Annotated in this window: 24 protein-coding genes; 10 read left to right on the top strand and 14 right to left on the bottom strand. The window is 68.9% G+C overall.

Annotation, left to right across the window (positions count from 1 at the left end; translation table 11 throughout):
* Position 1: 1 nt before the first annotated feature.
* Entirely contained in the window at positions 2 to 511 is a 510-nt protein-coding gene (locus ACIA58_RS25900; protein WP_396406341.1) for a DUF2231 domain-containing protein, read from the bottom strand.
* Positions 512 to 598: 87 nt separating this feature from the next.
* Between ACIA58_RS25900 and ACIA58_RS25895 the strand changes: the two genes are divergently transcribed.
* Positions 599 to 1306 carry a helix-turn-helix transcriptional regulator gene (locus ACIA58_RS25895; RefSeq protein WP_396406340.1) on the top strand — a complete coding sequence of 236 codons (708 nt, stop codon included), beginning with the start codon at positions 599 to 601 and terminating at the stop codon, positions 1304 to 1306.
* A gap of 1 nt (position 1307) precedes the next feature.
* On the opposite strand, the gene ACIA58_RS25890 is transcribed toward ACIA58_RS25895, so the two are convergent.
* The 5 genes from ACIA58_RS25890 to ACIA58_RS25870 form a co-directional block, all read right to left on the bottom strand.
* Positions 1308 to 3347 carry a DEAD/DEAH box helicase gene (locus tag ACIA58_RS25890; RefSeq protein ID WP_396406339.1) on the bottom strand — a complete coding sequence of 680 codons (2040 nt, stop codon included), beginning with the start codon at positions 3345 to 3347 and terminating at the stop codon, positions 1308 to 1310.
* Positions 3348 to 3681: 334 nt separating this feature from the next.
* Positions 3682 to 4170: an SRPBCC family protein gene (locus tag ACIA58_RS25885; protein ID WP_396406338.1), complete on the bottom strand. Its 489-nt coding sequence runs from the start codon at positions 4168 to 4170 to the stop codon at positions 3682 to 3684.
* Complete coding sequence (locus ACIA58_RS25880; RefSeq protein WP_396406337.1) at positions 4163 to 5140, bottom strand: TIGR03557 family F420-dependent LLM class oxidoreductase; 978 nt, start codon at positions 5138 to 5140, stop codon at positions 4163 to 4165. Before ACIA58_RS25880 ends, ACIA58_RS25885 begins: the two co-directional genes overlap by 8 nt.
* A 96-nt stretch (positions 5141 to 5236) precedes the next feature.
* Positions 5237 to 6226 carry an SDR family oxidoreductase gene (locus tag ACIA58_RS25875; RefSeq protein ID WP_396406336.1) on the bottom strand — a complete coding sequence of 330 codons (990 nt, stop codon included), beginning with the start codon at positions 6224 to 6226 and terminating at the stop codon, positions 5237 to 5239.
* Between the two features lie 11 nt (positions 6227 to 6237).
* Complete coding sequence (locus ACIA58_RS25870) at positions 6238 to 7797, bottom strand: sugar porter family MFS transporter (protein WP_396406335.1); 1560 nt, start codon at positions 7795 to 7797, stop codon at positions 6238 to 6240.
* Positions 7798 to 7810: 13 nt separating this feature from the next.
* Between ACIA58_RS25870 and ACIA58_RS25865 the strand changes: the two genes are divergently transcribed.
* On the top strand, positions 7811 to 9601 hold the full coding sequence (locus ACIA58_RS25865; RefSeq protein ID WP_396406334.1) for a thiamine pyrophosphate-requiring protein: 1791 nt from the start codon (positions 7811 to 7813) through the stop codon (positions 9599 to 9601).
* Between the two features lie 5 nt (positions 9602 to 9606).
* On the opposite strand, the gene ACIA58_RS25860 is transcribed toward ACIA58_RS25865, so the two are convergent.
* Complete coding sequence (locus ACIA58_RS25860; RefSeq protein ID WP_396406333.1) at positions 9607 to 9960, bottom strand: hypothetical protein; 354 nt, start codon at positions 9958 to 9960, stop codon at positions 9607 to 9609.
* Between the two features lie 77 nt (positions 9961 to 10037).
* Between ACIA58_RS25860 and ACIA58_RS25855 the strand changes: the two genes are divergently transcribed.
* From ACIA58_RS25855 to ACIA58_RS25840, 4 genes are all read left to right on the top strand, one after another.
* A complete protein-coding gene (locus tag ACIA58_RS25855; RefSeq protein WP_396406332.1) occupies positions 10038 to 10472 on the top strand; it encodes an SRPBCC family protein in 435 nt (144 codons plus the stop codon).
* Between the two features lie 61 nt (positions 10473 to 10533).
* Entirely contained in the window at positions 10534 to 10881 is a 348-nt protein-coding gene (locus tag ACIA58_RS25850) for a TraR/DksA family transcriptional regulator (protein ID WP_396406331.1), read from the top strand.
* Between the two features lie 11 nt (positions 10882 to 10892).
* The gene (locus ACIA58_RS25845) at positions 10893 to 11339 is read left to right on the top strand and encodes a hypothetical protein (protein ID WP_396406330.1); all 447 of its coding nucleotides are present in this window, start codon (positions 10893 to 10895) and stop codon (positions 11337 to 11339) included.
* A 3-nt stretch (positions 11340 to 11342) separates the two neighbouring features.
* Complete coding sequence (locus tag ACIA58_RS25840; RefSeq protein WP_396406329.1) at positions 11343 to 12416, top strand: YbdK family carboxylate-amine ligase; 1074 nt, start codon at positions 11343 to 11345, stop codon at positions 12414 to 12416.
* On the opposite strand, the gene ACIA58_RS25835 is transcribed toward ACIA58_RS25840, so the two are convergent.
* Entirely contained in the window at positions 12403 to 12585 is a 183-nt protein-coding gene (locus ACIA58_RS25835) for a CDGSH iron-sulfur domain-containing protein (RefSeq protein ID WP_396406328.1), read from the bottom strand. The genes ACIA58_RS25840 and ACIA58_RS25835 overlap by 14 nt on opposite strands.
* A 53-nt stretch (positions 12586 to 12638) precedes the next feature.
* Between ACIA58_RS25835 and ACIA58_RS25830 the strand changes: the two genes are divergently transcribed.
* Positions 12639 to 13634, top strand: coding sequence for an iron-containing redox enzyme family protein (locus ACIA58_RS25830; RefSeq protein WP_396406327.1), 996 nt, complete (start codon positions 12639 to 12641; stop codon positions 13632 to 13634).
* Between the two features lie 13 nt (positions 13635 to 13647).
* Here ACIA58_RS25830 and ACIA58_RS25825 read toward each other — a convergent pair whose 3' ends face one another.
* Complete coding sequence (locus tag ACIA58_RS25825) at positions 13648 to 14343, bottom strand: ANTAR domain-containing protein (protein ID WP_396406326.1); 696 nt, start codon at positions 14341 to 14343, stop codon at positions 13648 to 13650.
* A gap of 72 nt (positions 14344 to 14415) precedes the next feature.
* On the opposite strand from ACIA58_RS25825, the gene ACIA58_RS25820 reads away from it, so the two are divergent.
* Complete coding sequence (locus tag ACIA58_RS25820) at positions 14416 to 14856, top strand: hypothetical protein (protein ID WP_396406325.1); 441 nt, start codon at positions 14416 to 14418, stop codon at positions 14854 to 14856.
* A 133-nt stretch (positions 14857 to 14989) separates the two neighbouring features.
* Here ACIA58_RS25820 and ACIA58_RS25815 read toward each other — a convergent pair whose 3' ends face one another.
* From ACIA58_RS25815 to ACIA58_RS25800, 4 genes are all read right to left on the bottom strand, one after another.
* Entirely contained in the window at positions 14990 to 15193 is a 204-nt protein-coding gene (locus ACIA58_RS25815; RefSeq protein WP_396406324.1) for a hypothetical protein, read from the bottom strand.
* A 74-nt stretch (positions 15194 to 15267) separates the two neighbouring features.
* Complete coding sequence (locus ACIA58_RS25810) at positions 15268 to 16131, bottom strand: NAD(P)-dependent oxidoreductase (protein ID WP_396406323.1); 864 nt, start codon at positions 16129 to 16131, stop codon at positions 15268 to 15270.
* Between the two features lie 10 nt (positions 16132 to 16141).
* On the bottom strand, positions 16142 to 16519 hold the full coding sequence (locus ACIA58_RS25805; protein ID WP_396406322.1) for a VOC family protein: 378 nt from the start codon (positions 16517 to 16519) through the stop codon (positions 16142 to 16144).
* A complete protein-coding gene (locus tag ACIA58_RS25800) occupies positions 16516 to 17130 on the bottom strand; it encodes a flavodoxin family protein (protein WP_396406321.1) in 615 nt (204 codons plus the stop codon). Before ACIA58_RS25800 ends, ACIA58_RS25805 begins: the two co-directional genes overlap by 4 nt.
* 86 nt (positions 17131 to 17216) lie before the next feature.
* Between ACIA58_RS25800 and ACIA58_RS25795 the strand changes: the two genes are divergently transcribed.
* Positions 17217 to 17603 (top strand): ester cyclase, encoded by a 387-nt coding sequence (locus ACIA58_RS25795; protein ID WP_396406320.1) that lies wholly within the window; start codon positions 17217 to 17219, stop codon positions 17601 to 17603.
* Between the two features lie 160 nt (positions 17604 to 17763).
* Positions 17764 to 18459, top strand: coding sequence for an ANTAR domain-containing protein (locus ACIA58_RS25790; RefSeq protein ID WP_396406319.1), 696 nt, complete (start codon positions 17764 to 17766; stop codon positions 18457 to 18459).
* Positions 18460 to 18465: 6 nt separating this feature from the next.
* Here the strand turns inward: ACIA58_RS25790 and ACIA58_RS25785 are convergent, their stop codons facing one another.
* Positions 18466 to 19764, bottom strand: coding sequence for a cytochrome P450 (locus tag ACIA58_RS25785; protein WP_396406318.1), 1299 nt, complete (start codon positions 19762 to 19764; stop codon positions 18466 to 18468).
* Positions 19765 to 19771: the final 7 nt, after the last annotated feature.

Raw genomic sequence — 19771 nt, 5'->3', positions numbered from 1 at the left:
GTCAGCTCCTCGATTCGAATCCTTCGGCCTGGTCGTGCTCCTCGGCCACGCGTACGCCGTACCGGAACGCCAGCTTGCCCCCGAGGTAGCCCGAGACCGACAGGGCTATCAAGCTGACGGCCGACAGGACGATCGGGCCGATCGCGACCTGGTCGTCCTCGCTGCGGCGCCACAGCGCGTTGCCGGCGTACGCCGCTGTGATGGCGACGTTCAGGACCAGGTGGATCAATCCGGTCCGGAACGCCGGCGTACCGGCCGGGATGGTGAAGAAGTCGAGCAGGCCGATGCTCGCCGCCGCCAGCGCGGCGACGATACCGATCACGATCAGCCAGACCGACGACCTGACCAGGTACGACGCGTCCGGCGCCGCCCGCGACCCGATGTCGAAGACGAAGCTCGCCACCCACGTACCGATCGGGACCGTCACCAGGATCGGGTGGAACGGGTGCCCGTACGGGCCGGTGAGCAGGCCGCTCACAGGGTGTTTAGCTGCCGTCTGCCGGTCGGACATCGGGCCTCCTTTTCACCAACCGAGTTTGGTCTTATTCACGTCGAACGGTCAAGATCTCGCTTCGCGCCGATGTACATTTCCGTTATCGTGAGCAGGGTGAACGACCGGGCGATCGAGGCGGTCGCGGCGCTCAGCGACGCGACCCGGCGCCGGATGTTCGAGTTCTGCCGGCGGGCCGGGCGGCCGGTCAGCCGGGACGAGGCGGCCGCCGAGGTGGGGATCTCGCGGAAGCTGGCCGCGTTCCATCTGGAGCGGCTGGTCGGGGCCGGGCTGCTGCGGGCGCATTTCGACCACGCGGGACGGCTGCGGAAGGTCGGGCGGGCGCCGAAGCTCTACGAGCCGGTCGACGCCGACCTGAAGGTGTCGATCCCGCCGCGGCTGCCGGACCTGCTCGCCGAGATCCTGCTCGACGGGGTGCTGAGCGACGAGCAGGGCAGCCCGCTGGAGTCCGCGCGGCACGCGGCGTTCCGGCGCGGGGAGCGGGCGGGTGCGGAGGAACGCACCCGGTCACGCCCGGGCCGGCTGAGTGCCGAGCGGGCGCTGACCTTGTCCGAGGCAACTCTGACGCGGGCAGGGTTCGAGCTGGTGCGGCCGAGGCCTGCCTGTGTGCGGTTGCACAGCTGCCCGTTCCATCCGCTGGCGCAGGCGCAGCCGGAGGCGGTCTGCGGCATCAACCACGCGTTCCTGACCGGGATGCTGTCCGGTCTGCAGGCGAACACGGTCGAGGCGGTCCTGGATCCCGACGGCGGTGAGTGCTGCGTGGAGATCACCGCCGCCGGGAACACGTCTGGCTAGATCAACCAGCAGACTCCAGGGCCTGGGTGAGGAGGGCGGCGAGGGCCTCGAGCTGGAAGTCCGCCGAGGCACCCACCTCCTCGTCGGAGCCGTCGAGGGCCTTGGCGGCGAGGCCGGCCTTGGCGTCGATCAGGTCGGCGATGCGGGTGTCGATGGTCTGCGCGGCGATGATCCGCCACGCGGTGACCGGCTCGTCCTGTCCGATCCGGTGCACCCGGTCGATCGCCTGGGTCTGCTCGGCGTTGGTCCAGGACAGCTCGGCGAGGACGACGTTCGAGGAGACCTGCAGGTTCAGGCCGACGCCCGCGGTCAGCAGCGAGCAGACCGCGATCGAGACCTCGGGATCGTTGACGAAGGCATCGATGTTCTTCTGCCGGGTCCGCGCCGTCTGGTCGCCGCGGATCGAGGAGAACCGGATGCCGCGCTCGGCGAACAGCTCCTCGGCGGCGTCCATCACCTCGATGTGCCGGGCGAAGAACACCACCTTGCCGACGTTCTGCGCCAACTGGGCGGCGTAGTCCGCGGCCAGGCCGGCCTTGGCCTGACCGATCCGGCGGAACAGGCTGAACACGTTCTCGCCGGTCTTCTTGGTCGCCATCTCGGCCCGCTCCCAGCCGGCCACCTGGCGGACCAGGTCGTGGTCGATACCGTCCACGACGACACCGGACCGGCGGGTCTCGAGCGCGGTGCGGTACCGCTCGACGAGGCGGTCGGCGAGCTCACGCTCGGCGGCCCGGATCGAGCGGCCGACGGCGCCGTCCAGCTCGACCGGCAGGTCGGCGATCCGGCGGGCCGGGATGTCCGCGGCCACGTCCACCTTGCGGCGGCGGACGATGCCCATGTCGATCACGCTCGCCCGCGCGGCCGCGGCGAAGCCCGGGTCGGCCGGCGTCAGGTCGGTGTCGTCGAGCTTCTCCATCAGCTCGGCGCGCGGGGCCTTCTCGTCGATCCAGCCGAGGTACTCCCAGATCGCGGTGAAGTCCTCGATCGAGTTGATCAGCGGCGTACCGGTCAGGGCCATCAGCAGCGGGCGGACGGTCCGGTTGCGGATCCGGCTCGAGAGCTCGAGCACGTTGCGTGAGCGCTGGGACTTCTTGTTCTTGATGAAGTGCGCCTCGTCCACGACCATGCCGCGGAAACCGAGGTCGCCCAGCCAGCCGACGTGCCGGTCGAGGACCTCGTAGTTCACCACGACGATGTCGGCGAAGCCGTCGATGGTGTCGCCGTCACCGTGGATGACAGTCGGCGTACGGCGCGGCGTCCAGAGGCCGGCCTCCCGGGCCCAGTTCGTCTTCACGACGTTCGGGACGACGGCGAGCAGGGGGTACGCGTCGGCGGCCTGGGCGGCGAGCAGGGCCTGCGCCGTCTTGCCGAGACCCGGCTCGTCGGCGAGCAGGAAGGTCCGGTGACCGGCGGCCGCAGCCGCGATCAGGCCGGCCTGGTGGGGCATCAGCTCAAGACCGCGGAGCCGGAGCGAGTCGATGCCACCGCTCAGCTGCAGGGACGTCGAGTCGGGCAGGTGCATGCTCGCGGAGGCGCCGGCGTGCTCGAACGACCGGAGCAGCGGGCCGATCAGCTCCCAGCCCGCCAGCCGGCCGGTGTGGGCCGGGCGGGGCGGAGCGCTGGAGAAGTCCGGGGCCAGGAACGGGTTGGCGAGCTGCCGGGACACGACGGCCTGCGGCACCACCCGCCGGGCCTGGGTGTCCGGGGGAGTGACCGGCTGGGCCGGCTCCGGCTCCTCGGGCACCTCGATGCCCGCGTCGTCCAGCATCTGCCGCCGCAGGGCGGCCGCGGCTTCCGAGATCACCGCGTCCTCGGCCAGCAGGCCGAGCAGCGTCGGGTCCAGCGCGGCGGTCTTCGCCAGGATCGTGGCGATGCCGTCGAGCCGCCGGAGCTGCTCGGTGCGGTACGCCTCGGTGGCGGACTCCGCGCCGTTGACCCGGGCCCGCTCCTCGCGGACCAGCAGCGCGACGACCTGGAACTTCGTCCGGGTCGACGGCTTGCTCGCGCCGCGGGTGACCGCGCCTTCGACCTCGCGCACGGCCTGTGCGAGGACCTGGATCAGACCGTCTGACTCGCCGTCGCGGACACGACGCCGTCGACGGGGTGCGGAACGGGTAGCGCCGGGTTGGCGCTGACCTCGTCGGGCCAACGTTTCCTCCTGTGTCGTGCCACGACGGAGCCGTGGCGGAACGCCGGACCGCGCGAGGACCGAACCACCGACGAGACGCCACGCAGTGACATGCAGTGGGCCGTCCAGAAGGTCCCCCAGGAACACGGCTCAGAATTCACCGCTCCTGAATGCGCGATCGAGAGACCATCCTACCCTCTGTCAGCACCGACGACCGCTACCGGGACCCCACCAGGTTCCGCAATCAGGCTTCCGGGGCGCTCTCCGGGGTCGCGCTCTCCTGCTCCAGGGTGGTCTTGAGCTCCGTCAGCACCTGCCCGAGCTCCGCGTCGACGCCGTCGTCGTGGCTGGTCCGGAGGCGGACCGTGAGCTTCGACGTGCCGTCGGCGACGAAGTCGACCACCAGTTCGCCCTGGTAGTCGCTTGGCTCCTCCGTACCCCATCGCAGGATGCGGTCCTCGTCGAGGACGTCGACCCACCCCTCCTGGCGCGAGTCGCCGGCGGTCATGTCAACCTCCTGGTGCACGGCCTGGTGCGGCCGGCGCGCCTCCGGGCCCTGGGCCTCGACCGGGCGGGACGCCGTCGGGTGCAGCTCGGTGAGCCACGGCAGGTAGCCGGGGAGGCGGTCGAGGTCGGACAGCCGGTCGAAGACGATGTTCGGCGCGACGTCGATCGTCGTCCACGCTTCGTGCTCGCTTAGTTTCTGGTCGGACCGGTCGGTCTGGTCAGTCATGGGGGTGCTCCTTGCGGAGGCGGAGTTCGGGGAGGATCTCGGTGCGGTAGAGGTTCATCATGTCGACGGTGTGCGGGCCCATGTTGGCGACGTACACCTCGTCGAAGCCGGCCTCGAAGTACGGCGTGAACGCGTTGACGTGGACGTCCGCTTTCGGGCCGCAGGCGACGGACTGGGCCGTGGACTCCTTCGTCACCAACTGGCTGGCCTGCTCGAAGTGCCGGGGTGAAGGGAGCACCTGGGAGAGCTCACCGGGCAGGCCCGAGTTGCCCCAGATCCGGTGGGCCTGGTCGACGCCTTCGGCCTCGGTCGGCGCGTAGCTGACCTTGAAACCGGCCTGTGTCGGCTTGTCCCCGCCGCCGTGGTCGCGGAACCGCCGCAGTAGGTCCCGGTCCGGGGTCGTGGTGATGTAGCCGTCGGCGATCCGCGCCGCGACGTCGGTTGCCTCAGGCCCGAATCCGGACATGTAGATCGGCAGCGGCTGCTGCGGCCGGGTGTAGATCCGGGCCGTGTCGACGGTGTAGTGCTTGCCGTGGTGGCTGACGAACCCGTCCTCGGTCCACAGCCGGCGCATGATCTCGACCGCTTCCTCGAGCATCTCCAGCCGGACGTCGATCGTCGGCCAGACGGACCCGAGCACGTGCTCGTTCAACGCCTCGCCGGTCCCGACCCCGAGCGTGAACCGCCCGTTCAGCAGTACGGCGCTGGTCGCGGCCGCCTGGGCGATCACGGCCGGGTGGATCCGGACCGTCGGACAGGTCACCGCCGTCGTCACCGGCAGCTCGCACACCTGCGAGAGCGCGCCGATCGTCGACCAGACGAACGCGCTCTGGCCCTGCTCGTCGTTCCACGGATGGAAATGGTCACTGATCCACAACCCGTCGAACCCGGCCTCCTCGGCCATCCGAGCCTGTTCGATCAGCTCGGCGGGCGTGTACTCCTCGCTGGAGAGGAAATATCCGATCTTCACGCGCACCTCCGATGACGTCGCTCACCCATCGGGTGCCCGATGCCACGGTCCCCAATCGCGCCGTTCCCGATCGCGCCGTTCCCGATCGCGCGACGGCTATCGCTGGCTGCGAGCCAAGTAGACGGTCGCGGCGGCCGCGCCGGCGGCGAGTGCGCCGACCACGCCTCGGTGCCGTGACGCCCAGACCTGGTAGCTGCGGTTCGTCGAGCGGTCGTCGAACACGCCGTGCGCACCGTAGTCGCGGTCTTCATCTGCGGGAGCCCACAGATTCGCCGGCTTCTCGGCGGGCGCGTCGCTCTGCTGCGACTTGTACCCGGTCCGGGCCAGATAGCGGTCCAGGAGCCCGGCGGCGAACTTGTTCGCGATCAGGGTGGCGGCCGTCGAGGCGCCGACCCAGTACTCGCGCCGCCGCGGATGATCCGCGGCGTACACAACGGCGTCCGCGGCGACCTCGGGCTGGTAGATCGGCGGCACCGGCTGCGGGTGCTTGGGCAGCCGGGAGAGCACCCAGGAGAACTGAGGTGTGTTCACGGCCGGCATCTGCACCATCGTGACGCGCACGTTCGACTTGTCGTGGAGCAACTCGCAGCGGAGGGATTCGTGGAACCCCTGGATGGCGTGCTTCGCCCCGCAGTACGCCGACTGCAGCGGGATCCCGCGATAGGCCAGCGCCGAGCCGACCTGGACGATCGTGCCGTGATCGCGTGGCTTCATCCGGTCGAGCGCCGCGCGGGTCCCGTACACATAACCGAGGTACGTGACGTCCGTGGTCCGCTGGAACTCCTCAGGCTCGATCTCGAGGAACGGCGCGAAGACCGAGCTGAAGGCGACGTTGACCCAGACGTCGATCGGCCCGAGTTCCCGCTCGACCTGTCCGGCCGCGAGGTCCACCTGCTCGTGGTCGGCGACATCCACCTCGATCGGCAGCGCCGTACCGCCGGCTCTCTCGACCTCCTGTACGGCGGCCGCGAGGCCGGTCTCGCCGCGCGCCAGCAGCGCGACCTTCGCCCCGCGGCGCGCGAACGCGACCGCGCTGGCCCGTCCGATCCCGCCACTCGCCCCAGTCACCACGACGACCTGTCCCACCTGATTCTCCTTCACTTGGCGGCCTGACGATCGAAGATCTCGGTGATCTCCTCGACCGACAGCTCCTTGGTCTCCGGCAGATACGCGACCACGAACACCACCGCGATCGCGGAAAGCACAGCGAACAGCACCATCAGCCAGGCCAGCCCGAAGCCGTTCAGCATCGTCGGCACCAGCAGGATCAGCGCGAAGTTCGCGATCCAGTCGGCCGAGGCGGCGATGGCGGCGGCCCGGCCGCGAACGGCGGTCGGGAAGTACTCGCCCTGGATCAGCCAGCCGGTCCCGCCGACACCGATCGCGAAGGCGGCGATGAAGATGTCCAGTGCGACCAGGATCAGCACGACCCGGGTGATGCCGTCGGTGAGCCCGACGCCGATCCCGCCGAGCAGCATCGCCGCGGCCATCACGGCGTACCCGCTGATCGCGAGCTTCCGCCGGCCGACCTTGTCGACGAACTTGAAGGCGAAGTACGTCGCGATCACGTTCACGGCGCTCATCACGGCCGTGACCGCGACCGCGGCGATGGCGGCCTTGACCTCGTCGTCACCGGTCTTCAGGTACGGCGCCATCAGCTTCGGCCCGTAGTAGAACGTCAGGTTGATACCGGTGATCTGCTGGAAGACGAAGAACACCGAGACGACGACCAGCGCGCGTTTCACCCCGCGGGTCCACAGCTGTTTCCCCTTGCCCGCCGTACGTTCCTGCTCGTCGACGGCCTGTGCGCTGCGCTCGATCTGGTCGGCGCTCACCTCGACGCCCAGCTTGCCGAGCGCCGCCCGGGTGTCGTCGTAGCGTCCTTGCCGCATCAGCCAGCGCGGCGACTCGGGCATCCGGGTCCGCAGGACGAGCGCGAAGAGGGCCGGTACGGCGCCCAGACCGAGCAGCAGGCGCCAGTCGAAGCTCTGCGCGTGCTGGGGGAGCGGGATCAGGACCGCGAGGGCGATCAGGTACGACACCAGGATGCCGACCGTGATCATCCACTGCTGCAGGATGCCGAGCGCTCCGCGGCGGGCCTTCGGCGCGTACTCCGCGATGTAGGCCGTCGCGATGGCGGAGTCGGCTCCGATCGCGAGTCCGATCAAGGTCCGGGCGAAGAGCAGAACCCACGCGTCCCAGGCGAACGCGGACAGCAGCGCACCGAGCGCGTAGATGCCGGCGTCGACGATGAGCAGCGACTTGCGTCCGAGCCGGTCGGACGTCGGTCCGGCGGCGAGGGCGCCGACCGCGGCCCCGATGGATGCGCCGGCGACCAGATAGCCGAGCGCGAGCGAGCCCAGATCCCACGGCAGGAAGTTCACCACCGAGCCGATGTTGGCCGTGTCGTACCCGAACAGGAACCCGCCGACGGTCGCGAGCAGCGTCAGCGACCAGTAGAACGACGTCGGCACACGAGTATCCAGATGACTGAGCACATCGGCAGCCGACTCAGGAGCCGACTGATGCTGCTGCGACGCCACGATGACGCGCCTCCTCGACAGAGCGGAGTTTCCCTCCCCGGTGACCACGGCGGCGCAGCCGAAACCCGGTTTGTCCAGGTACGCCTCGGGTACTGGCGGATGGCCTCGGGCCATCAGGAGGATTGATATGAGCACGACAGTTGGCGACTACGTACTCCAACGCCTGCGCGACTGGGGCGTCGACCATGTCTTCGGGTACGCCGGTGACGGCATCAACGGACTGCTCTCGGCGTGGGAGAAGGCAGAGAACCAGCCGCGGTTCGTGCAGGCCCGGCACGAGGAGATGGCGGCCTTCGAGGCGGTCGGGTACGCGAAGTTCACCGGCCGGGTCGCAGTGTGTGCGGCGACCAGCGGCCCGGGCGCGATCCATCTGCTCAACGGCCTGTACGACGCGAAGCTGGACCATGTGCCCGTGGTGGCGATCGTCGGCCAGACGGCCCGGAGCGCGATGGGCGGCAGCTACCAGCAGGAGGTCGACCTGCACACGCTCTACAAGGACGTCGCCTCCGACTACTGCGAGACGGTGATGGTCGCCGAGCAGTTGCCGAACGTGCTCGACCGGGCGATCCGGATCGCCGCCTCCCGGCGTACTGTCACGGCGCTGATCATCCCGTCGGACCTGCAGGAGCTGGAGTACACGGCGCCGTCGCACGCGTTCAAGATGGTGCCGTCGAGTCTGGACCTGAGCTGGTCGGCGCCGGTCCCGGCCGCGGACCAGCTCGACCGGGCCGCGGAGATCCTGAACGCGGGGGAGAAGATCGCGATCCTGGTCGGGCAGGGCGCGCGCGGCGCGGTCGACGAAGTCACGGAGCTCGCGGAGATGACCGGCGCCGGTGTCGCGAAAGCCCTGCTGGGCAAGGATGTTCTGAGCGATGACCTGCCCTGGGTGACCGGCTCGATCGGGCTGCTCGGCACCCGGCCGTCGTACGAGATGATGATGGACTGCGACACGCTGCTGGTCGTCGGGTCCAACTTCCCGTACTCGCAGTTCCTGCCGCCGTTCGACCAGGCGCGGGCGATCCAGATCGACCTCGACCCGACGATGATCGGGATGCGGTACCCGTTCGAGGTTAACCTGGTCGGCGACGCGGCCCGCACGTTGCGCGAGCTGATCCCGCTGGTCCAGCGCAAACAGGACCGATCGTGGCGGTCGGGGATCGAGTCGAACGTCGAGCGCTGGTGGGAGATCATGGAGCGGCGGGCGCACACGTCGGCCGATCCGATCAACCCGGAGCTGGTGTTCCACGAGTTGTCGGGGCGGCTGCCGGGGAACGCCATTCTCGCGGCGGACTCCGGTTCGGCCGCGAACTGGTACGCGCGGCACATCAAGTTCCGCGACGACATGAGGGGATCGCTGTCCGGGACGCTGGCGACGATGGGGCCTGGAGTTCCGTACGTCATCGGCGCGAAGTTCGGGCTGCCGGACCGGCCGTGCTACGCGCTGGTGGGGGACGGCGCGATGCAGATGAACGGGATCAACGAGCTGATCACGATCGCGAAGTACTGGCAGGACTGGGCGGATCCGCGGCTGGTGGTCGCCGTCCTGCACAACAACGATCTGAATCAGGTGACGTGGGAACTGCGGGCGATGGGAGGCTCGCCCCAGTTCCTGCCTTCTCAGCAACTGCCGGAGTTCCCGTACGCCGGGTACGCGCGGCTGCTCGGGCTGCACGGGGTGACCGCGGAGAAGCCGGAGGAGGTCGCGCCGGCCTGGGACGAGGCGATGCGCGCGGACCGGCCGTGCGTGGTCGAGTTCCGCACCGATCCCGCCGTACCGCCGATCCCGCCACACGCGACCTGGGACCAGATGGAGAAGGCACTGGAGTCGATCGTGCGCGGTGACAGCGATCGGGTCGGCATGGTCAAGGAGGGCGTGAAGGCCAAGGTCCAGGAGTTCCTTCCTGGCAAGTCATCCTGATCTGCTCAGGCGTGGTCGCCGTCGAGGAGTGCGTGGATCTTTTCGAGGGCTTCCTGGATCTCGGGGTGCTTGTACTGCGCAGCGCGTGACTCGGCGCTGATCACGCCGCAGCGGTGGACGCGGCGGAAGTCGCCGTACGGGAACTCGTAGTGCCCCTTCGTCTCCTCGCCCATCTCGTCGTCGACGCCGAGGAACCACAGGCTGTAGTCGCCCCAGCCGTGCTTGTCCAGGTACTCGTTCTGCTCGGCCGCGGTCGGGGCGTGCTCGCTCCAGTCGTCCCGCTCGTCCTTGGTCGTCTGCCCCTTCCGGACCAGGTCCTTCGCGTGCTCGAACGCCTTCTTGTTCAGCTTCACAGTCATGCCGGACCGGTTCCCGCCCGACGGCGGCCGAATCAGCCGGAGCGTTGGCGGGATAGGGACGGGGTACCGGGTGGGGCGTGAGCGAGAACGAGTGCCAGATCGAGGCGAGCGTCGCGGATGTGTTCGCCATTCTGACCGACGGATGGTCGTACGCCGCATGGGTGGTGGGGGCATCGAGGATTCGCGATGTCGAACCGCCCTGGCCGGAGCCGGGTGGCCGGATCCATCACTCGGTGGGCGCGTGGCCGTTCCTGCTGGACGACCGGACGACCGTCCTGGAGTACGAGCCCCTGCATCGGCTCCGGCTGCAGCTCCGCGTGTGGCCGGCGGGACACGGTGAGGTGGAGTTCCGGGCGACCGAGACACCGACCGGGTGCCGGCTGGTGATGACCGAGAAGACGACCAGCGGTCCGATCTCGCTCCTGCCGGACGCAGTGGCCGACCTGGTGCTCCACCCTCGCAACGCCGAGGCCCTCCGCCGCCTCAAGCTCCTCGCCGAGAAGCGCTCCTAGCCTCGCGGCCACTTGCCGACAACAACTACGCACCGCCCCGCAGGACAAGGAGATCGGGTCGATGGTCGTTTCGGATCACGCGCCGATGGGCGAGCGCTCGCTGGACGTGGCGTGGTTCCGTCACGAACTCGAACAGGAACGGGAGTTCAGGCTCGAGCAGCTCATCAGCCTGTCGTACGACGTGGAGGTGCCGTGCTCGGCCCCCCTCGCCGAGGTCCGGGCGACGCTGACGGCCGGTGCACGGCGCGCGCTGGCGGAGATCGACGCCGCACTGTTCCGCCTCGCCCGGGGCACCTTCGGCGGTTGCGAACGTTGCGGACGCCGGATCCCCGCCCACCGCCTGGCAGCGATCCCGACGACCAGGCTGTGCCTGCGCTGTGAGCGCTCTCAAACCCACCACGACACGTAGCGAGCCGCCCCATGCCGACCTACCGATGGATCTGGCGAACGATCTCAGGACTCCTGATCGCCTGTGGTGCCGCGGCCGGCGCCATCATCGTTCCGCTTGCGGTCTGGGTCGCTCTGGGGCTACTCGTGGCGGTCCTCTGGCTGGCGTCCCAGGTGCGGGATTCGGCCACCGACGACGCCAAACCCTCGCCGCTGTGGAACGCGAGGTTGGTGATCGCCTGCTACCTCGGCGCAATTGCTAACGCCGGTACAACTGAGCTCTGCAGGCAATGGCTGGAAAGCTACGGTGAATTGCGTCGAGCGACGTCGCAGGCTGCCCGCCTTCGGGTGGTGATGGCGCGGCAGCGCTGCCTGGACGAACTCGAGCGGCGCGATCCCGATGGCCTGCAGGCCTGGCTGGCCTCGACCGCCAGCGCGGGCGGAGACCCACGCCGCTTCTTCCCCGACAGCGGCCGGTAGGACGTGGAGCCGCTCCGCGAACTGTTTGCCGGCACTGTCGCCGGGACGGTGGGCCTCGAGGAAGAGCTGCTGCTGGTCCACCGGGGGAGCTGGTTGCCGGCCGAGGCCGCTCCATTGGTAGGAGGACTCGGGGACCCTCGGGTGAAGCAGGAGCTTCCCGCTTGTCAGCTCGAGATCGCGACGTCCGTCCACGCGAACGCGATAGAGGCCGTGGAGGAGCTGCGTGCGTGCCGGGCGATGGTGGCTGCCGCCTGCGGCTCCGAGCTCGCAGTGATCGCGGCGCCGGTTCATCCCTTGGTCGACGGACCTGTCGCGCTGGCCCGGACAGATCGGGCGGACGGGCTGGGAGCCCGCTATCGCGAGGTTATTGGCCGGCAGCTGGTCTCGTCGTTGCAGGTGCACCTGGCGTTCGGTGACGCCGATTGCACGCTGGGTGTCTATCACGCGCTACGGAATCTTCTGCCGGAGCTGGCCGCGCTCGCCGGGGCGGCGCCGTTCGCGGCGGGCCGAGACACCGGCCTGTGCTCCGTACGGCCGGTGATCGCCTCCGAGCTGCCCCGCCAGGGCGTGCCTCCGGCCATCAGCTCGTGGGAGCAGTACGCCGACGACCTAGCCTGGGCGGTCCGAGGGGGTGCGCTCACGGACGCGTCGGAGTGGTGGTGGGAACTCCGCCCGCATGTCCGGTACGGCACGCTGGAGCTGCGGGTCCTCGACGTCCAGGCGACCGTGGATCGGACCAGCGCGATCGTTCGGTTCGTGCAAGCGCTCGCAGCAGGCCTTGCCGAGCTGCACTGTCGGGGCGAGCTGTCGCCACCGGCGCCGACCTGGCGGATTGCGGAGAATCGTTGGATTGCCCTACGTGACGGCGTTCGCGGCGAGTTGCTCGACCTTCACACCGGCGTACCGCGGTCCACTCGCGGCTGCCTGCACGTGCTGATCGATTTCGCGGAACCCCATGCGCCGGGCGGACTGGACGACGCGCGGGCGTTGGTGGACAACCCGCCGGTCGAGCAGCTTCGAGCGCTCGGCCCGGACGGTGTGGTCCCCTGGCTGGCCGAGGTGTTCAGTGCCGTTTGATCGGCAGGGTGTGGGTGCCGTCGCAGAACGGCGGGATGCCGGTCCGTCCGCAGCGGCACAACGCGACGGTACGCCGCGACGCCGGAATCGGCTCGCCGTCCTCGTCCACGAGCTGGAAGTCGCCGCGGACCAGCAGCGGACCGTCCGGGTAGGCACGAATCTCGTTCATGAAATCGCTGTACCCACAGGTGAATCAGAGGTTTCCGGCGGGTACCGGGACGCATGCAACTACCTTTCCCGCGGGGGCCGCTCAGCGCCTGGTTGAACAACCGGCTGACGGGACACGACAACGCAGCACTCACCATCGAGATCGAACCGCTCGATCGCCCGTACGCCGACGAGGACCTGCAACTCGCGCTGTGGGTCGCCTACGAGCTGCAGTACCGCGGTTTCGACGACGTGAGCCCTGACTGTCAATGGGATCCCGACGTCATCGCGTTCCGGTCGAGGCTGGAGCGACCCTGGAGCGACTGGCTGGAGACGAACTGCCGGGTCACGCCCAGCACGGAATCGGTCGCGGTGCAGTTGAAGGCATTGATTGCTTCCGACGACGGTCCGCGCCTGGCGCCGTACCTGCGTCGGCATGCCACCGAGGAACAGTTCCGCGACTTCGTGCTCAACCGGTCCGTGTACCAGCTGAAGGAGGCCGATCCGCACAGCTTCGGCATCGCGCGCCTCGACGGCGCAGCCAAGGCGGCTCTGGTCGAGATCGAGGCCGACGAGTACGGCGGCGGTCGGCCCGAACGCATGCACTCCGAGCTGTTCCGTACGACGATGCGCTGGCTCGGCCTCGACGACAGCTACGGCTCGTACGTCGGCGTCGTACCGGCCGTCACGCTCGCCGTGTCGAACGTGATGTCGCTGTTCGCGATCCACAGCCGCTGGACGGGCGCGCTCGTCGGTCATCTGGCAGCGCTCGAGATGACGTCCACCCTGCCCAACCGCCAGTACGCCGCGGGAGCGTTCCGGCTGGGCGCCTCCGAGGACGAGGCGCGCTACTTCACCGAGCATGTCGAAGCCGACGCCGTCCACGAACAGATCGCCGCCCACGACCTGTGCGGCAGCTACGTGCAACAACATCCCGATGCACTCGGCGACGTGCTCTTCGGCGCCTGCTGCTCGCTAGCGATCGACAACCTCTTCGCCGATCACCTGCTGACCAAGTGGAACCAACGCACCGGCACCTCGCCGGCAACCGAGAAGCAGAACCATCTCTAGAACCGCGACGCCGTCAGTGCGGCAGCTTCCGGGTCTCGATCAGTTGCTGCGCGACGTCACGCAGTTTGGTGTTGGTGTCTTGGGAGTAGCGGCGCAGTACTTCGAACGCCCGGTCGCCGTCGAGGTTGTAGCGCTCCATCAGGATCCCCATCGCTTGGCCGACGAGTTTGCGGGCGTCGACGGCTTGGGCGAGGTTCCTTTCGTGGCGGGCGCTGGCGACGGCGACCGATGCGTGGCGGGCGAGGATGTGGGCGATGGCTTCTTCGTCGGGGCCGAAGGCGTCGGGTTGGGTGCTGTAGAGGCCGAGTACGCCGACGGTGCCGGCCGCGGTGGTGAGCGGGACGTCCAGGACGCTGCGAACGCCTAGCTCGAGGACCTTGCCGGCCCACTCCGGCCAACGGTCATCTGTGGTGGTGTCGCGGACTAGCACGATCGTGTGCTCGCGCATCGACACCGACAGTGGACCCGTGTCGCCGCCGATCTGCAGCGCGTAGATCTCGGCCACCACCGGGTCGGTGGTCGCAGGAATCTCCAGCCTTCCACCACGGACGATCAGCGCGACCCCGGCATGAGAGCATGCCAAGGCTTGTAATGCGAAGTCGACGACTGCCTGGACGGTCTCCTCCATGCCGCCGGAGCCGTGCAGGTCGACGGCGAGCTGGGCGAACCGCTCGGCCCCCACACCACTGGTCAGATCTATCACGCTCACGCCTGCTCCTCCGGGCTGCCCATAACGTCAAGGTAGCTTGACGCCATTATGTCGTCAAGCTACCTTGACGTGATGGGTGGTGACACGACGGAGGCTGCGGGGTCGGCGGAGTCGGCGGATGTCCGGAGCCTGGAAGAGCTGCTCGAGGTCCTGCGAATCAGCGATCAACGGGAGCTCTATGAGCGCGGGATCGAGCAGGAGCAGGAAGCAGGCCATCCGGTGGCGGTTCTTGTGAAGGCACTGGCGGACTTGCCGGGCGTCTCCGGGTTGGAGGCGTTGCGGGCAAGCCGGCGTGTGGTTGAGCTGCTGACGGGGGCGCGGTGGCACATGATGCGCCAAGCCCGCGAAGAAGGCTCCAGCTGGAGCCAGGTCGGCACCGCCTTGGGCATGAGCAAGCAGGCGGCCTACGACTTCTACCGGCGCAAGCTCGACCAGCAGGACGAGTCGGCCGACGCTGGTCCCCACAACGCCGCAAGGTCACGAGCAGCGCTCGGCGACAACGCGAGCGGCTGACGCGGGAGATTTTGCGGGGCTTCGCGCCGGACCCAACCCCGGGCGCCAGGACGAGACCCGGCTTTCGAGCTTGGCTGCACTCGGCCTGGCCGTGTGCTGCCCAGCGCGAAGCGCTCGTATGTCAGCCGGTGTTCTACCGGCCGACCGTCTCAGCCGTCGCCCGCGCAGACGTGTGCGGCGTACGGCGGCGTGTCGGCTTCGTCTGGTCGTCGACGTCCGAGGGGCGAGGCTCGGGACAGGCGACGGTGGCGCGGACCGGACCGCCGCCCAGGCGCCTGTACTTCCACTGACCCTCGTCGTAGTCGTAGTACGTGTCGACGCCGCCGACAGTCATCATCAACCTCCCACCCCAGGTGCGCTCATGTGAGCGCGGCTGCCTACGAGTTCCCACCTACCGAAGTACCCAAACCTCTAGCCGCGCCAGAGTTGCTCGAGGTGGATGACCGCGAGCAGTTCGCCGTCTACGGGGCCGAAGCGGGTCAAAGCGTCGCGGTGTACGGCGCTCACCAGTGCGGTCAGGCCGGCCGGGACGTCGTGCAGGCGGGCGAAGTCCTGGAGCGACTCGAGTTCTTCGACGATCCGATCCAGCCCGAACGTCGCCAGCTGATCGCCGGCCAGCATGCGCGGTACGACGTCCTCGAGAAAGGCCGATGCCGCCGGGCCCTCCCGCAGGATCTGCCTGAGCCGGGCGGGTTCGAGCCCGCCGCTCCGGCCGAGCATCAGGACCTCCCCGAAGGCAACAACTTGGTTGAACCAGAGGAGATTGACCAGCAGCTTGGTCAGGTAGCCGCTGCCATGGGGCCCGGTGTAATGCATCTGCTTGGCGAAGACTCGCAGGATCGGCTGGAGTCGGTCGAAGGTCGGGAGTTCGCCGGCGGCATAGAGGGTCAGTTCGCCGGCCTCAGCCGCGTCGGGACCGCCGCCCACGGGCGTCTCGAGGTAGTCGATGTGGTGGTGAGCGGCGGCCGGGGCGAGTTCGGCTGCAAGGGCGGGGGAGGCGCTGGTGAGGTCGAGCCAGACGGTTCCGGGTCGGAGGCGGTTCAGCAGGCCGGATTCGCCGAGCATCGCCGCGCGGAGTTCCGGGCTCCCAGGGAGGACTGTCAGGAGCAGGTCGGTCTCCGGCAGCGGCTCACCCCAGGTCGCGCCGAACGCCCTGACCTGATGTTCGACCTCGGCGCGTACGTCGTGAACCCGGACAGACTGTTCGGCCGCGACGAGCTGCCGGGCCACCGGGAGCCCGATCCGGCCGGCGCCGACGAGTGCGATCTCAACCATGACGGCACTATCAGAAGCCCGGGATGTACAAGCAGACGAGGTGGCCGTGCGGGTCTCGGATGACGCGGACGCCCTCGGGCTGCGGTTGGTGTGACTCGACAGTCGCGCCCAACTGGACAGCGCGCTCGACCTCGCGCTCCAGGTCGTCGACCTGGATATCCAGATGGGCCTGCATCTGCTGGGCGCCCGGAGCCTGCGGCCAGACCGGGGGAACGTGGTCTGTTTCCAGCTGGAAGCTCAACCCCGGTCGTTCCTGCTCAGGCGCCCGCAACCGCACCCATCCCGGATCCCGGCTCATCTCGACCCACCCCAGCAGCTCGCGATAGAAGTCCGCCAACGCCGGCGGATCGGGAGTCCCCAGCACCGTGGCCGTAAGACTCGCCGTCATGAGTCGATCCTCGGGTACTGCTCCTTGTGCAGGAGCCGAGCGAGATGAGCGGCGTTGGCGGCGGCGGTCTTCGTGGTGAGGCCGGTGGTGTCGGGCTTCGGACCGGCGTCCTGGTAGTCCTCGGAGCCCATCGCCTCGCCGACCCAGTACGTCGCGCCGGCCGCGGGGATCGTGAATCCGACGTCGTTCAACGCCTGGAACACCTCGGCGCTGACGTGATGTGCGCCGTCTTCGTTGCCCACGACACCGACCATGGCGACCTTGCCGTACACCAGCGGCCGGCCCTGCTCGTCCTTCTCGGACAACTCGGCGTCAAGACGCTCGAGAACCACCTTGCACACGCTGGCCGGCTGTCCCATCCAGATCGGCGTCGCGATGATCAGGATGTCCGCCGCCAGCACCTTCGCCCGCAACGCCGGCCACTCGTCCCCGTCACCCTCGTCGGTGCTGACCCCGAACCGGACATCGTGGTCGGCCACCCGGACGAGCTCGCCCTCGACGTCGTGGTCAGCCAGCGCTGCGAGCACCTCCCGCCCGATCAGCTCCGAACTCGACTTCGCCGGCGACTTCTTCAGCGAACAACTCAGCACCAGCGCCTGCAGCGTCGTCATCTGCGCCCTCCCTCTCCACGTGGTCAGAGCCGCCCCGGTAGCCATTCGCGGGCACTCGGAAACGGAGAGGTGGGTACTGGCCGCACATGGAACGCGCAGACCTGGAAGAGTTCTATCGCAGCTATTTGGGGCGTTGTAACGAACACCGGTTCGAGGAACTCGGCGAGTTCGTCGACGACAGAGTCGAGGTGAACGGAGCGCCGCACGACGTCGGACACTACGCCGCCGGCCTGCGGACCGTCGTACAGCAATATCCGGATTTCCACTGGGAGCTGAAGCACCTTCTGATCGACGGCGACTGGCTGAGCGCGCACCTGATCGACACCTACTCGACTCTCGACGGTCGGAGGGCGAGCCTGCAGGAGTTCGCGACGTACCACGTGACGGAAGGCCGGATCGTCCAGGTCTGGGGCGATCTGGAGCAGGCCCGCCTGCTCACGGCTGCGGAAGACGCCCGGGTTTCGATGACGTGACAAACTTCGGATGACGCGGCTACTGGGTGTGTCGATCTGCCATCGGAAGGTCTCAACTCGGTTGCGTCAGGTGCGGTTCGGTCGCTGCCGGGGGACGATTTCAGTGGATCGCGTCGGCCAGGCCCTGGCTCCGGATTCACGAGTGCCGAGGAGCCGTCCGATGTCGCTGCTTGATCTGCCAGGAGGGGGCGTCGCCGAGCGGTTCGCCCAGCTTGCCATCGACCTGCACGACTCCGGTGGCGTGGAGGAGACGGTTGAGGCGGTCGTCGGGTTCGCGTTGCAGGCGCTGGCCTGTTCTCACGCCGGGGTCGCGCTGATCGTCCGTGGTGGAAGGCTGGAGATTCCTGCGACCACCGACCCGGTGGTGGCCGAGATCTACGCGCTGCAACTCGCCGGCGGGAAGGGCCCGCTCGCGGAGTCGATGGGCAATCACGTGGTCGTCCTGGTGCGTGACACCACCACAGATGACCGTTGGCCGGAGTGGGCCGGCAAGGTCCTCGAGCTAGGCGTTCGCAGCGTCCTGGACGTCCCGCTCACCACCGCGGCCGGCACCGTCGGCGTACTCGGCCTCTACAGCACCCAACCCGACGCCTTCGGCCCCGACGAAGAAGCCATCGCCCACATCCTCGCCCGCCACGCCTCGGTCGCCGTCGCCAGCGCCCGCCACGAAAAGAACCTCGCCCAAGCCGTCGACGCCCGCAAACTCGTCGGCCAAGCGATGGGCATCCTGATGGAGCGCTACAACCTCGACGGCGACCGAGCCTTCGCGATCCTGCGCCGCTACTCCCAGACCACCAGCACAAAGCTGCAGGACGTCGCGGCCCAGCTGATCGAAACCCGAAAACTGCCGCACTGAACGGGCTCAGGTTCGCCAGAAGCCCAGGCGGACCGTGGCGTGGTTGAACGTCGCGGGTAGCGGGCCGGCCAGCTTCGCGCGGGTGGCCGGGGCGACGTCGAGGTCGTAGTTGGCGGCGACGTGGCTGACCGCCGTGCTCGTGGCCAGGAGTACGACGTTGCGGCCGGGGCACTCGGCCGGGCCGGCGCTGAACGGGATGATCGGCCAAGGTCCGTCGGCGCGGCCGTCGAGCCAGATGCCCGGCTCGAAGGAGTTGGCGAAGTCGAGAGCCTTGTCGTCGCGGTGGAAGACCGAGCTGACGATCGCGAACTCGGTGCCTGCCGGTGCGGCGCGGTCACGCCACACGGTGCCGGCGCGCGACTCACGCAGTACGACGAGGGTTGTCGGCCACAGCCGGAGCGACTCCTGCACCGCGGCGCCGGCGTGCGCAAGCAGGGGAGATGCGTCTGGATGACGGGCTTCGTTCACGATCGGCTCGAGCTCGCCCGGATGCGTAGCGAGCACGGCGAACAGCCGCCAGAGCGCGATCCCAGCGGCATCGAACGCGAACAACCAGTGCGGCACCTGGCCGGCCGGATCGAGGGCCCCGTCGTGGGGTTCGAGCGCGCTGACCAGCGACCCAGGCTCCGCCTTGGCGACGTACGCCGCGAGCACATCGAGGAAGCGTTCGCGGACGTCGTCACGAGGCGGACGGAAGTCGGCCCAGTTCGCGTCGGCGCGCAGCCGGTCGAGATCGTCGGTGAGATCGGTGTCGTCACGCGCCGCGTCGCCGAGGACGATCCGGCGTACGACGCGGGACCAGATCGAGCGGAACTCCTCCCAGCCGAGGGTCCCGGTCAGCGTGTCCAGCTCCTCGCGGACGACCTCGAGCATGCGGTGTCCGTGCTGATGGACGGGCTGGTGACTGCCGAGCGCCTTCTCGTTCAGCGCCCGCCGGCCGGCTCGCATCGGCGGATCGGTGACGAGCACCGCGTGCGGCTGGAAATGCCGCAGGGCACCGGCCTTGTCTGCGGTCGCCGCAGAGAAGGGTTCGGGGGTCTCGGCCAGCAACCGATGTACGTCGTCCGCCGCGAGCACGAGCCCGATCGTCCGGCCGGAGAAGCGGAACAACAGCGGCCCGTCGCCGTACCGGTCGCGGAACTTGCGCACCAGCCGCAGCGCACGGTCGTCGGCCTGGAACCGCTCCGCGAGCGTGCCCACCCGGGGCCGTCGGAGGATGGCGCCCTGCGCGGCCATCGGCAGGAAGATGTCTCGCACCGCACGTCCGGTGTCGAGGGGCGAGGCGGTCGGCAGCTCGATCGGCATGCGTTCC

The organism is Kribbella sp. NPDC051586 (assembly GCF_044453965.1).
Lineage (GTDB): Bacteria > Actinomycetota > Actinomycetes > Propionibacteriales > Kribbellaceae > Kribbella.
The sequence above is the reverse complement of the archived record's forward strand: the minus strand, read 5'-3'. Positions and strand labels throughout refer to the sequence as shown.